Below are 12,977 nucleotides of genomic sequence, written 5' to 3'. Positions count from 1 at the left end.
GCGAAGAGTGGCATCCCCCAGCAATAGGAGACGGCCTCTAGTTGTTCCGCGCCTGATATTCGTCGCATATCCGGACGGGCATCGCCCCGGCACTCTCCGGGGTTGCCGGCCGAACGGGACAACTGCGTGGCCCGTCGTCGCCATCGCTTGCGCAGTTGTCCGATTCCGCCACAGCCTGTTTCGGCTCGACTCAGATTTGTCCGTTGCGGGGTACTCGGGACCGGTTCGCCGATCGAATCGGATTTCTGTCGAGCCCGATTACGCGATGCGCGACGAGACCGGGCAGTTTCGGGAGGTCCTGGGGACCAAGCGCGCAATCCCGCGGTCGAACACGGTGATTCCGAGGACTCACATACTCCTCGGGCGACCGGGTTCCGGTGGTACATCGAATACGATGCCCCGTTCCTCGTCCGCCTTGATCTGCGCGTCGACTTCTTTGAGTTCGTTCCACAGCGAGAGGATCATGGAGCCCCACAAACCCATGCTCGGTGCGCCCCCGGGGTTGAAATGTATGACACTGTTCTCAATGGGGCAGATGTAGTCCAGAATGTACATTCCGGTCAGCGATATTCGAAGGAAGGGATTGGTGTCTGCGGGTAGGAACTTTGCCGATGTGTATACCTCGAGCACCCTTTCTTCGCCCTCGTATTTCAGAGGCGCCTTATCAGGCATATCTTCGAGCGCAACTGCCAATAATTCCGCTCCGGAAAGTCCCCGTACGAAGTCGCCGGCACGGCAGTACCCCTTCATGGTCCGCCAGAATATCATTTCGAATTCGTTGGCGAAATTCATTCCCGCTGTACTCGGGGCGGGAATGAATCCGTCGTTCATCCAGTATTCTTCGCTCACATTGCCCGCGTCATCGGCTTTCCGTCCGGACATCACATTCTCCGGAAAGATCGGTCCGTCGCGACTGACCGCGGGATCCACGTAGTAGAACCACTTCCCGGGGCTCCTGCGTGCGGTTGCCCGATCGTTTTCCGATATCGGTGGAAGTGCAGGCCTTCCGAGCCGATTGAATATGCGAACGTCGGTCATGAAAACCCCTCCGGATCAATGGGTTGTACTGTGGTCGGGTTATGGGTTGGGTAGAGGAAATACGGGTCGGGGTGATGAGGTCGTCACCTCCGGTGGAGTCTGTCGCCCAGTTCCGCCCTTCGTGGCAACTCTGCAAAATTTCTGCGAATCCATTCCGAGAAGGTAGCGCTGCTTCTCCGGAGTGGTCTTCCTCCGGTGTATATCCAGAAGTACGGATCGTTGGACGGTAGGTCCTCTTTTCTGAAGAAATTGAACATGTAGCCCTGGTGTGTCTCGAATATAAATGATTCGGCAAACGGCGAAAAATCCCCTTCGTAATCTTCCTCCACGATCTCGCGGGCGACTACCTTTGCTTCCAGGACCCATTCGTAGTCCCACTCACCGCCGAGGCTCAACCAGTACGGAGTCTTCCCGCTGAACAAGAGGAACTCGCGGTAAGAAAATGGTAATTCGGATACTGACTGAGCGGACTTCAATTCGTCTACTTCGACGTCGGTGCATCCCTTGATTGCGTCCCGGGTGACCAAACCCACATGCGCTGCCCGCCGGGCCGCACGCTGCAGATCGACGAGATCTCGGATCTCGGGGGCTTCCGCATCGAGCATGCGGAAGGATGGTTCACGGCCGGACGGAGGATCCGTGTCTGGTCGGGCGCCCGCGGTGGTGGGGGGTGTCGGGTCTAGTGGTCGAAACTCCCCCGGTCGGGCCATGCCCCCCGGTTGTTGAGGCGGTACTGCGTGATCCACGCCGCCACCTGTTCCGGTGTCCGGTCGCCGGGCTGGAAATCCCCCATTGGCTGGACGTGGCGGGTCTGCTTGTTGATCCCCAGCATGAACAGCTTGCCGGCCAGGAACGGGTTGTCGAAGGTCACCGTATACCCGACTGACAGGGCCTCCTCCCATTCTTTCTGGATATGCACCTGGGGGGCACGATGGTGAGTTCGGGGTGGTTCCGTGGTCCATGCGGCGGGCGGGGTTTGCCTGGGGTAGATCTGTACGGCCTCGGGTCGGCTGCCCGCCTCCTTGGAGGTGTGGAAGCTGCTGGTGATCATTCCGAGCGACCAGCTCGGGTACTCGTAGATCGCTCCGTTCTCCGCGTCGACTACCAGTTTCGGCATCCCGACGTCCTGTTGGGTCGAGGTTTCGTACTGGGTCGGTATCGGGGAGCACACCCACCCGTGATCGATCTGGTAGATCCGGTACTCCCGGTCGGGTTCGAGGATCTGTGCCAGATGGGTTTTCACCTGTTCCTCGGTCTGGAACTGTGCCGGCATCGGGTGCTCCTATCGGGGGAGGGAATGACGTCGACTCACTATGTCGGCCGATTTCGTTCCGGAATTCTGACGCGCACTTTCCTCGCATCCCTCGGCGATGGATGGTGGTCGGGAAGATCTCGCGAGCCGGTGAAGGATACGAGATTCCGTCAGGAATGGAGCGCATTCCGGACTTCAAATTTTTCACGTCGGTTTCGTTGACGGATCGGCGGGGGGCGTACGCTGGCGGTAGCGTGTGCACCCGTTACCGCATTCAACCTCGAGTACGCCGAATTCACGAAGGTCGGTTACCCGCAGCACGGCTTTGCATTTGTAACATGTCGCACTTACTTCTTCGCTCGCGTCGTGCTGGTGGATGGCCAGCACGACGGCAGGCATCTCGGGATGCTTTTTGCGGATGAAGTCGGGGACCTCTGGTGGCCCTTCCCCCGTGCTCATATCAGTATCGCCCTCTCTCACGCATAATTCTTATCTCCTCTTCTATCTCAGCGACCTCCTCGGCCGTGATGCACCATGTACTCCGGTTCTCCAAGATTATTTCCCGTGCTCGGATTTCGTTGTCCAGGACCGATCCCCCATCGGCCCCCGTAGAGACCTGGCCGGCGGCGGCCTGGCGGGTGTGTATCCATTCTTCACGTAGAACCCGTACGTTCGAGGCGTGCTCGCGCCGGACCATGATCAGGTCCTCGCCGAGGCTTACCGCATGCACCTGATCGGGTTCGATGCCCTGCATCCGGGCGCAGAAGTCGAGGTAGGCGTTGGCTTCCTCATCGGATCGGACCTCGACGCCGTCGCGTTCCAGATCCGCCAGGACATGTTCGAGCGCTTGCTGTCGTTCAGACGCCGGCCCTGGATCCTGCCCTGGCGGCGGGGGATCGCTGCTCCGTCCTCCTTCTGCGGATATCGGTGGTCTGGGGTCCCCGGGAAGCACTCCTGGTCGGGCCGGGCCTGGTCCAGGTGGGCTTCCACCTGCGCTCCGGTTTGGAACGGTGCCGGCATAGGGTGCGCCTATCGGGGAGGGAATGACGTTGAACCATAGGCCGGCCGAGTCGGCGATCAGGTCCTGCGGCGGGCCTTCGGCCAGGCGGTTGCCCTGGGGGTCCACCCATACCGGGCCGTCGGCGCCGAGCGGGTAGACGATGGCGATGGCGTGGTTGCCGTCGGTGACAGGCCGGCCGTCGGGGCTGTACTGGAATTCTCTGGTGGCGGGGTCACGGGCATGCCATTGGTTGACCACGAACGCCGCGGCACCCGGCCCCATGCGGGCGACTTGATCGTGCAGGCCGCGGAATTGCTCGTTGATGGTGCTGCCGAGGTCGAATCCGGACCGCAGGTCCTGGCCGAGCCAGGCTGCCGCGCGCCGCAGGCTGTCGGCCTCGCCGGCCGTCACCCGCCCGTGCGCATCGGGTTGCTCGGCTCGCCAGCACGGCGCGGCGACCAGGGGCCGACCGAAGAACGACGAGAGGAGAGCCATGCAGCTTTCGACGCAATTGTTGTTGCGGCCGGGAACGCTGGTACCGCCGTCGTTGATCCGCGAGAAGTAGGGATTTGTTCGTGGGTCGGCGAACATCTGGAAGTGGTCGCCGGTGCGCAGGGCGTCCTCGACGGCGGCCTGGTATTCCGGGCGTTCGACAGGCCGGAGGTATCCATCCGCGAAGACTCGGCCCTGGGAAGGGTCGGCGAAGGGGGCGCGGGTATTCGCGGTGGCGATATCGTTGCCGATCACGCGGAGGTCCGCGGTGTTCAGGCCGGGATCCCCTGGTCGGCTCGGGCCGATTCCCAACTGGTCGCGCACGAAGCCCGCGAGAGTGCCGGGATCCGCGTGATGCGGATTCCAGACGTTCGGCCCGTTCTGCCGGGGATCGACAGAAACCCGGACATTCGCGGCCGCCGGATCGTTGGTGTAGACGATATCGAGCAGGATCCGTTCGCCGCCCGGGAGTTCGTAGCCGCGGTTGAAGGTGCTGTCGACCGTTGTCTGTACGGATTCCATCACCCGATGCGCATCCGCGCGGGGCACATCCGGAGGCGCACTCACATGGACCGCGATCGTGGCGACGGTGATCCGCCATGGCGGATTCCCTGCGATATCGACATGCCGGACGCTGTACGCGGGCCCGGACCGTGGACGTGCCGCCGGTGCGACCGGTGTTACGCGTCCCTGGACCGGCGGGAGCTGACGGCAATCTTCGCGGAAAACGCGCGTGGGGTTCGGTGGATTCTGTGGGCGGGGGGCGGGGGCGGCCGGCGTGTCGGTGCGTCGGCCGTCGCCGACGGGGCTTCGACCGTCTTGCGGACGGGCCGGGCCGGGCGTCTGCGGTCGGTCGGCCCGGGCCGGTGAATTAGTCTCCGGCGCACGGTGGCCGGGGTGGGACGCGATACCTTCCGGCGTGCGATGAGGGGCCGCGACCGGGGCATTCCCATGAGGACTAGCGACCCCGCCGTTGCCTGGTTGCACAGCCGGGGTTCCCGGAGTCGGTGTGCGAAGCCCTGGACTCGCCTCCGTCGACCGGGGCGCGGGAGCATTCGGCGGGGCGTGATGATCGGGGTGAGTCCTGGTGTCACCGCGCGGCGCCGGTGGCTGTGCTGAACCGTTTTCCGGGGCGTGCGGAACAGCGGGCGGCACGCTTTCCGGTGCCCGGGCCGGGCCGGAGTTCGTCGCGTTATCTGTCCGTGCAGCGGGGAATTCCGGTATGCCCGTATTCGTGGCGGGCGCCTGGTGCAGTGCCGGAGCCGGCTGCCCTTGGGGGAATCCGTGAGCTCGAGGATCGGTGTCGGTGCGGCCGGCGGAGTCCCGCTGCGCCGGCTCGGGCGTCGCTCGGGATTGTGGCGGGAGCGCAGGGTTGCTCTCCGCGGAGTCCCTGCCGAGGAGGTTCGCGATGTCGGCTGGGTCCCAGATGGGGTCGCCGGGGAGGGGGTCGGTGGCGAAGCGGCGTCGAGGTTGTTCGTTGTTGCTGTCGGGTGCTCGGTAAGGGTTCGAGGGTGGTTCGTTTTCCGGTGCCCGGCCCGGATCGGGGCCCGGGGTCGTAGCCGGCTGTGGTGGTGCGGGCGCGGGGTCCGTCGGCGGCGCGGAGGAATTCTCCGGTGAGGTGAAATTCGGGTGATCGCTGTATCGGAAATTGGGATTGTAGATGGGTGGTAGCACCCGGGCGCTGACTATCTGGTTCCAGTTATCGGGGTCGAACACGATTTCGCGTGTCCATACGCGATAGATCACGTCGGAGGAAAGTCCGCCCGGTGCGAGAACTTCCGCTTCCCGGTGACCGCTGGGATTGCCCGTGTCGCGATGTGAGGACTCCACGTCGACACCGAAGGGATGATATGCCTCGTACATGTAGCGCGTCTGCCGATACAACCCGTTGGGCAGTTGTTCGACTCCGTGCATATCGACGCTCAGCGAGTCTTCACGCTGGAGCACATGTTCCGGACTGTTGGAGAACGAGACACATCCACCGCCGTTGGTGGCCTGGCCGGTGTGCGCCCCGAGGTTGGGGTCGCCCGGCCTGCGGCAGTGGAACCCACCGAGGCCGCCGATTTCGGCCGGCCCTCTGCTTTCCATACGGAACAGCGCGTTCTCCTGGCGAAGAAAGGCGTCGCCGGCGGAGCGATCACGCCACACGACCGCGTCGTCGCCTTCTTGATTCAGAAAGAGGTTGTCGGCAACCGGATCCACAGCGTCGGCCAGTGCGTCCGCCGGCATGTCACGGGTGATATGAGCGGGTAGCTCATTGTCCGGGCAGCCCGGTTCGAACGTAGGGTCGGCCATACTGTCGTAGGGCGAGACCCGGCGGTTGTGCGAGTAGTGATGCTCGAGAACCGCGTTCAAGTAAGCTTCGTCGAAATTGTCCGGCGGCGGCAGCGCATCGACTTCCTGGATCTGTAGTCTGGGGAAAATTTCCCAGTTCGGGTCGATCAGGAGATCGCCGGCTCGCACTTCCCGTTGAACTTCCTCGAAGGTGAGATTGTTCTCCTGCGCGTAGTTGAGCATCGCTCTGAGCATGTTCGTGCGATTGGCGCGGTCCGCGAGTTCGTGCGAGGTGAGGGCCCGACGATCCGGAGGATGGGATTCCAGCGGTGCGGTCTCGTTGTGGGTCCCCGGGGTGAGCGAGTCGTCCGTTGGTCGGGGCGCGACAGGTTCAGCGGGCTCGGCGGAGCGTGCGGGTGTGCCGGCATCCGGGGGTCGGTGCGGTGGCGGGTGATCCCAGGAGCGGTGACCGGGCCTCGGACTATCGCTTTCCCCGTACGGTCTCGATCTACCGGCATCGGGTGCCGGGGTCGGTCGCGACCGGCGAAAGGGGTTCAGGCCCGCCGCTTCTCGCGGTCGTTCGAGGCGGTGCGCGGGACGGTCGGCGGGTTGGCCGGAACGTTCGAGGTCGCCGCGGGCCGGGCGCGGGGGGCCCGCACTCGGTGCTTCCGGTGCGCGGCCCGGGGGGATTCCGCGGGCCGGATCGGTGGTGGTCCGTGGCGCTCCCGCCGGTCCGGCCTCGGCTGTGGGCGCAGCGGTGTTCGGCCGATGACTGCCCTCGGTGGCCTGCGAAGTGGGGGTGCCGGAGAGAGGTACGGCGGAGGGCGGTGTCGAGGTGGCGGGGGTGCCCGTTGTTGTGGTGGTCGCCGCTGCGCTGGTGCCGGCGGGGTTGTCGGTGCTCGTCGGAGTGCCGGAGGTGTGCGGGGTGGAGGTGTCGCCCGTTGTCGGCGCGGAGGGGGCATCCGAGGTGGCCGGCGTGGGGCTGGGTAGGTCCGGTGGCAGGTTGAGGCTGCTACCCGGCACTGTTCCGTCGGGCAGGACCGTCTGCGGGGTATCCGATGTGTTGGGTGTGGTGCTGGGAGGATCAGGGGAGAGGTCGGGGCTGCTGCCCGGTGGGGGGCTGTCGGAGGTTGGGGTGTCGGGTCTATCGGGGGCAGTGCCGGGCACGTCGCCGGCAGTGTCGGGCGTGTCGGGTGACGAGTTGGGGCTACTGCCCGGTGAGGTGCTGTCCGTCGTCGAAGCCGGGCTGTCGGGCGAGGACGGGGTAGAGGTATCCCCCGGGGCGGCCTGGCTATCCGGAGTTGGTGCCGGCCCGGCACTTTCGGGTGCCGATCCGGAATCGGTCGGAGTGGGGGTGCTTTCGGGAGTCGATGCCGGACTGGCCGAGGTGGTGGATGCGGAGTCGTTCTGCGGCGCGGAATTCGGGGATTCGCTGCTCGGGGTGGAGCCGGTGTCCGGATCTGCCCCGGTGGCGGCGGGCTGTGTCGCGGTCTGCTCGCCGGGTGCGCCGTTGTCCGGCTGCGCGGGAGTGCCGGACTCCGAGGGGGTTGATGCGGGGCTGCTCGGATCGGTATCGGCCGGGCTCCCGGTCTCAGGGACGGAGGGGGCGCCTTGGCCGAAATGTGTGCCCGCGGCTTCCCCCGCCGCGGAGGCCCCGCGCTCGGCGGCGCCACCGGCGGCTCCGGAAGTGAAGGTCTCCAAAGTCAATTCGCCACCGACGGCCACGGTTCCCGCGACATTCCCGGCGACCCCGGCCGCACTCTCGACACCGAGTTCGGTGACGGTCTTCCCGACAGTGGAGCCCACCTGGTTGGTCAACGGTGCGGCAAGCCCGCCGGATCCCAGACCACCGCCCACGGCGCCACCCACCGCACCGGCGATAGCGCTGCCCCTGAGCCCCGCCCAGTCCTCGTCGTTCAGTCCCGTCCGTTCTCCCGAGGCGAACTGGATCAGGTGCGGGATCAGTTCACCCGCGCCGCCTTCGAGGACTCCGAAAAGCACGCCCTTTCCGACCACGGTGGCCAGCCTCTTGATCAACATCTGGATCGCTATGCGAATCCCGGCCTGAGTGGCGACCCGTGCCGCGGCACCGGCCACCGCACCCACACCGGTCCATGCGGTCAACCCCGCCACCACCAGTTCGGCGGCGAGCAGGACCATGGCAGTGATGATCGCCAGCTTGGTGTGCTCGATATCGAGCGCCCCGTCATCGGCCTGGTCGGCCAGCCATCGGCAATGCTCGATCAGCTTCGGTAGCGCGGCGTCGTCCTTGCCGCCGACCAAGTCCCAGTGCGCGCTGAGCGCGGTATGCGATTCGCCCGAGTGGAGTGCGGTCAGCGCGGCCTGCATGGTGAGGTTCGCGTCACCGGAGCTCTCCTCGAGCGCCGTCGCCATACCGTTCCACGCATCGGCGATCCGCCGTATGGCCGTCTCGTCGGCTTCCGGCCAATCCCCGGCCCCCACAACCCATTTGGCGACCCATTGCAGTTCGTCCGGGATCTCGATACCCATCAGGACGCAGCCGAGCCCAGATTTCCGGAGATGATCTGTTCCTGGGCCTCCACATTGTCGGCCAGGGTCACCACATCTTCTCCATATCTGGTGAACGCATCCCGTACGTCCTGTATGGCCTTCAGTCCCGGGTCGGGTGTGTAGCGCTTGGCGAACGCCTGACCTACCTGGTCGGTGCCCCAGCACTGCCCCTCGGTGTCGAGCACGCGACGCAATTGTTCTGCCGCGCTGGTGATATCGTCGGCCACCGCACCGAATCGCGGTCCGGTATTGCGGAGGCCGTCCGGATCGACGCCCAGGACACTCACGACATGTCCTCCCCGGTCCGCTCGTCGGTCACCGGCCGGGATCCAGGTAGGAACGGTTGCGGAAGTACTCGTCTTCCTCTTCGTCGGTCAGTTCCGGCGTGGCCTGCGGGGGTGTGACCGGCGGAGGTTCGGAGAAGCTCGACACCATGTCCCGGATGCTGGGTGCGCCGGGGATGAGCTCGGAGAGATCGGGCATCGCGCCGACCTCCGCCTCGAGCGGCGCCATGGCCTGCTGCGTGGCGTCGCCGGCTTGCCGGGCCGCGGCGTGCACCGCCTCGAGTACGGAACGGGCGAGCTTGTCCGCTGTGGTCCGTTTGAACGCCCCCGCATCGATGTGCACATCGACCGGGATCCCGGCCACATTGCTATCGATCCGGACCATATTGTCGGCCGACCACACACTCACCGTCGTGGCCGCCAGCCGGGCCTGGAGTTCTCCCAGCTGTGCGCGCTGCTGTTCGAACGACTCCAGTAGGGCATCCATCTCGGCCCGCATCCGATCGTTCCGTGCCCGCTTCTCCTCGCGCTCGCTCACTTGGCCCCCCTTACCGGTCGTCGCCTCAGTACTTGTTCCGGCGCACCGATCCGCGAACGGTCCCACCCTGTCCCTCCGGATTCCATCATCACATCGGAGTCGAGGCAAATCGGAACGGCGTGCCAAGCCTCGTCCGTGAGCAGGTACTGGCCGCGTAGTGCTCCAGTTCGAGGAGTGGCTGGGATTGTCCGAGCTGAGCCCGAACCATCACAAAGATCAAGGGCGACGCCGTCGAACGTCTGAACCTCGACGGATTCGAACCGGTACCCGAAATCCAGGGACTCACCGACACAGGGTGGCGGGGCGAAGACTCACTCATCGCCATCGACAACGGTGAAGCTGTCGGCCTGCACGCGCCTCGCCGCCGAGAGGCGCATATCTACGGTGGACTCGACGCTTGGGGTCTCACCGGCCACTGATCCCGAGTTGCGGGCGCTACCGAGCGTTCGGTTCCATCGTTCGGACGCTGCCGGAACAGGCGTCGGCAATAGCGGCGGTGTCCCAGTAGAAGGGACGCACCTCGGTGATCAGGCCGTCGGTCACGGTGATCGTCTGCAGAATGGGGAAACTCAGCTCTCGACCGCTTTCTCGGGAACGCGCGTTCACCTGAGTCAGGACAACGAGCGGACTGGCGTCGGATAGAAACACCTGCTCGGTCAGCTCGAAACGGTCCCAGGTGGCGCTCATCGACAGAAAGAACCGTTCCATGCCGTCATGGCCGTGCCAGTTTCCTCCGTAAGGCAGAGCGTCCGCCTGCCACAGCACCACATCGGGGGCGAAAAATGGTGCGAGCGTGGTGAATGATGCTGTGCCGGGGCCGCCGGCTGCGAGGTACTCGGCCTCGGCTTGGTACATACGTTCAAGGACGAGCCTGGGCGACGGTGCGGAAGATTCGATCACGACGCTCAGTATCGGACTGCGATCCTCGACGTGCTGGCGGCAATCGGACGGCGCAATCGTCCCGTAACGACTCCGCTCGCCGCCGATCACCGGCCAGTACCCAATAGTTACATTCCCAAACCTACTGGTTTGTAACGTGCGCCGCACTCACCGCTATTACCCATTACACAGCAGGGAATCACGCTGTCCGAATCCATCGCAGACCCCACACAACCCGAGGTACGCAACCATGACCGCCCCTCCCCTCCCGCCTGCACAGATGCCGCCCGGATGGCCTGCCGGCCCGTATCCAGGGATGCCGGCACCACCGAATAAGCAGAGGAACACGCTGGGGCTTATCGCGATCATTGTGGCCGTCCTCGGCTTCATATTCGCCTGTATCCCCGGGATCCTGATCGTGGGATGGGTCCTGTTGCCGATCGCATTCATTCTCGGCATCGTGGGCGTGTGCCAGTCCGGCAAGACCAAGGGCACCAGCATCGCCGCCCTCATCGTCGCAGTCGTCGGTACGGTCGTCGGCTTCGTCGTCTTTTTCACGGTGGTCTCCGACGCGGTCGAGGATTCTTTCGGCAGCGGTGACATATCCGTTGCCACTCCGGCCGCACCCGCCCAGGTAACCGACTCCGACGCAGCAGACCAGGACACGGCAGCGGATCAGGGCACACGCACAAACCCGTACCCACTGGGATCCGTGATCACCGACGGCGACTGGCAGGTGACCGTCAACAGCGTCACGCCCGACGCGAATGACGCTGTCGCAGCCGCGAACCAGTTCAACGATCCATCCCCTGCAGGGTCACAGTATCTCCTGGCCAACGTCACCATCACCTACACCGGCACCGACCCACAGGGCGAAACCCCCTTCACGTCGATCGGGTACGTGACTGCGGATGGGAACACCGTGAACTCCTACGACGGTTTCGTCGTCGCTCCGGACGCACTCGATACACTCAGCCCCCTGTTCCAGGGAGCATCGACTACCGGCAATCTGGTCTTCACAGTGCCGACCGCATCGGCGACCCAAGGCACGCTTGCCGTTGGAGCCACGATGTTCGCCGACAAGGTATTCGTTGCCGTGAGCTGACCGCTTCCGGCCGACCGGACCCCCGCAGAGCCTCCGCCGATCAGATCGACGCAGGCCCGTCGGCGGTTGTGTAGTCGAACGTCGTTGCCGGATTCGGCACTGCCGATCCTGTGGAAGGATCTCGGCACATGACCCGCTCGGCCACAACGATCACTGTCAACGGCAATCCGGTTCAGATCAGTGATGAACAGATCTTCCTCGCCACCCGTGCCCAGACCCCCGGAACGCCGCAGACCTATGCCGTGTCGGTCAACAACGCTCTCTGGCCGCCGACCCAGCTCATCGGACTGGTCACCGGGGTGCCTGGTAGGTCCGGCGAGACCTATAACTACAACTCGCACGCCGCGCTGAAAGCACTGAACGAGCTGGGCTTCGCCACGTTCGAGCGCGTGGAGTACGACACACTGGGGACCGTTGTGGTGCGCGAAAGCCGGAAGCGCACCTAGATAGGGGATCGAGGTTTCGAACCCGATTCTCCCACCGGTACGGCGGAACCCAGAACCTTCGACTCATCTGCCTGAAGGAGACGAGGTAGTTGACGCGCACCGCTCGGACGTCCGCCGTAGTCCTCGTAGCGGGCTTCGTCTTTGCTGTGCTTCTACTGGTTGCCGCGGACGCGAAGCTGGCTGAACGGAAGCAAGCTCTGCTCGCATCGCAGTGCACAGCGCATTTCGCCGTGCCCGCTGCCGCAGTGGTTTTCAATTGGTCTGCCGCGATCCTATGGCCTCGACCAGCTAGTGACCGCGTCGAAATTCTCCACGCCACTGACCGAGGCCTACAGCGTCACCGAGACCACGATCGCCGGTCCGCCGCTGGAGACCTCACCGGCGGTCCTGAAGACGGCGGATGTCTACCGGAACACCGAGGGCAAGTCGATCAACCGGAACGTCATTGTGGACGAACGTGACCCATCGACCCGCTTCGTGCATCTCCAACTGTTCGACACATGATCCGCGTGGTCTTCCGCATTCGATGACGCCGTAATGACCGACGCCGCCGTCGATCCGGCCGGTCTCGCAGGAATCGAGTGGAGTCGCTTCGGGTCGGTAGTCCATACTCGAATCTTCGTGATCGTAACCGAAGGAGGGGGATATGAAGCTGGCAGAAGCTCTGTCGCTGCGGGCAGATGCGATGCGTCGCATCGAACAATTGCGCACCCGAGTCGTGAGCAACGCCCGCTTCCAAGAGGGCGAGGAACCCGCCGAGAACGCCGCCGCACTACTCGACGAAGCCCGCGAGGTACTAGCGGAGTACGAAACACTGATCCGCCGGATCAATCGCACCAACGCCGCCGCGAACATCGGCGCGGACGGCACCCTGACCGACGCACTCGCCCGCCGGGACGCGTTACGGCTACAGCATTCGCTGATCACCGACGCAGCCGACGCGGCCGCGGGCAAGAACCGTGGCGGATACACCCGACAACTCCGGTCGGAGCTGAAGATCCTGTCCGCGCTGCCGGTCGCCGAGCTCCGCGCGCAGGCCGACGGTCTCGCCGCGCAACTACGTGAACTGGATGTGCGGATCCAGCGGGCCAACTGGGAGGTCGACCTCCTGGACTGAGCACAGCAGTGGAGCAGGTA

Annotated in this window: 11 protein-coding genes; 4 read left to right on the top strand and 7 right to left on the bottom strand. The window is 64.7% G+C overall.

Annotated features, from left to right (window positions below; genetic code table 11):
- Nucleotides 1-348: 348 nt before the first annotated feature.
- From ON22_RS08695 to ON22_RS08665, 7 genes are all read right to left on the bottom strand, one after another.
- The gene (locus ON22_RS08695; RefSeq protein ID WP_156052335.1) at nucleotides 349-1,038 is read right to left on the bottom strand and encodes a hypothetical protein; all 690 of its coding nucleotides are present in this window, start codon (nucleotides 1,036-1,038) and stop codon (nucleotides 349-351) included.
- 83 nt (nucleotides 1,039-1,121) lie between these two features.
- Complete coding sequence (locus ON22_RS08690; RefSeq protein ID WP_033245026.1) at nucleotides 1,122-1,643, bottom strand: SMI1/KNR4 family protein; 522 nt, start codon at nucleotides 1,641-1,643, stop codon at nucleotides 1,122-1,124.
- Between the two features lie 74 nt (nucleotides 1,644-1,717).
- Complete coding sequence (locus ON22_RS08685) at nucleotides 1,718-2,311, bottom strand: hypothetical protein (RefSeq protein ID WP_033245025.1); 594 nt, start codon at nucleotides 2,309-2,311, stop codon at nucleotides 1,718-1,720.
- Nucleotides 2,312-2,750: 439 nt separating this feature from the next.
- Nucleotides 2,751-8,567: a toxin glutamine deamidase domain-containing protein gene (locus ON22_RS08680; RefSeq protein ID WP_033245024.1), complete on the bottom strand. Its 5,817-nt coding sequence runs from the start codon at nucleotides 8,565-8,567 to the stop codon at nucleotides 2,751-2,753.
- Entirely contained in the window at nucleotides 8,567-8,875 is a 309-nt protein-coding gene (locus ON22_RS08675; RefSeq protein WP_033245023.1) for a WXG100 family type VII secretion target, read from the bottom strand. The genes ON22_RS08680 and ON22_RS08675 overlap by 1 nt, the downstream gene beginning before the upstream one ends.
- A gap of 28 nt (nucleotides 8,876-8,903) precedes the next feature.
- Nucleotides 8,904-9,410, bottom strand: coding sequence for a YbaB/EbfC family nucleoid-associated protein (locus ON22_RS08670; protein ID WP_033245022.1), 507 nt, complete (start codon nucleotides 9,408-9,410; stop codon nucleotides 8,904-8,906).
- 435 nt (nucleotides 9,411-9,845) lie between these two features.
- Entirely contained in the window at nucleotides 9,846-10,310 is a 465-nt protein-coding gene (locus ON22_RS08665; protein ID WP_231508635.1) for a nuclear transport factor 2 family protein, read from the bottom strand.
- Between the two features lie 295 nt (nucleotides 10,311-10,605).
- Between ON22_RS08665 and ON22_RS08660 the strand changes: the two genes are divergently transcribed.
- The 4 genes from ON22_RS08660 to ON22_RS08645 all read left to right on the top strand — a co-directional run bounded on the left by ON22_RS08660 (nucleotide 10,606) and on the right by ON22_RS08645 (nucleotide 12,957).
- Entirely contained in the window at nucleotides 10,606-11,394 is a 789-nt protein-coding gene (locus ON22_RS08660; protein ID WP_051157317.1) for a DUF4352 domain-containing protein, read from the top strand.
- A gap of 128 nt (nucleotides 11,395-11,522) precedes the next feature.
- The gene (locus ON22_RS08655) at nucleotides 11,523-11,840 is read left to right on the top strand and encodes a hypothetical protein (RefSeq protein WP_033245021.1); all 318 of its coding nucleotides are present in this window, start codon (nucleotides 11,523-11,525) and stop codon (nucleotides 11,838-11,840) included.
- A gap of 141 nt (nucleotides 11,841-11,981) precedes the next feature.
- A complete protein-coding gene (locus ON22_RS36605; protein WP_156052334.1) occupies nucleotides 11,982-12,344 on the top strand; it encodes a hypothetical protein in 363 nt (120 codons plus the stop codon).
- Nucleotides 12,345-12,486: 142 nt separating this feature from the next.
- Complete coding sequence (locus ON22_RS08645) at nucleotides 12,487-12,957, top strand: DIP1984 family protein (RefSeq protein ID WP_033245020.1); 471 nt, start codon at nucleotides 12,487-12,489, stop codon at nucleotides 12,955-12,957.
- The last annotated feature ends 20 nt before the right edge of the window (nucleotides 12,958-12,977 follow it).

Source organism: Nocardia carnea NBRC 14403 (genome assembly GCF_000308515.1).
Taxonomy (GTDB): domain Bacteria; phylum Actinomycetota; class Actinomycetes; order Mycobacteriales; family Mycobacteriaceae; genus Nocardia; species Nocardia carnea.
This window is presented reverse-complemented; position numbering and strand designations above follow the sequence as displayed.

What these genes read in the sequence shown, in the direction of transcription:
- ON22_RS08695 (WP_156052335.1), bottom strand. Translation starts at nt 1,038, where the DNA reads ATGACCGACGTTCGCATATTCAATCGGCTCGGAAGGCCTGCACTTCCA.
- ON22_RS08690 (WP_033245026.1), bottom strand. Translation starts at nt 1,643, where the DNA reads ATGCTCGATGCGGAAGCCCCCGAGATCCGAGATCTCGTCGATCTGCAG.
- ON22_RS08685 (WP_033245025.1), bottom strand. Translation starts at nt 2,311, where the DNA reads ATGCCGGCACAGTTCCAGACCGAGGAACAGGTGAAAACCCATCTGGCA.
- ON22_RS08680 (WP_033245024.1), bottom strand. Translation starts at nt 8,567, where the DNA reads ATGGGTATCGAGATCCCGGACGAACTGCAATGGGTCGCCAAATGGGTT.
- ON22_RS08660 (WP_051157317.1), top strand. Translation starts at nt 10,606, where the DNA reads ATGCCGGCACCACCGAATAAGCAGAGGAACACGCTGGGGCTTATCGCG.
- ON22_RS08655 (WP_033245021.1), top strand. Translation starts at nt 11,523, where the DNA reads ATGACCCGCTCGGCCACAACGATCACTGTCAACGGCAATCCGGTTCAG.
- ON22_RS08645 (WP_033245020.1), top strand. Translation starts at nt 12,487, where the DNA reads ATGAAGCTGGCAGAAGCTCTGTCGCTGCGGGCAGATGCGATGCGTCGC.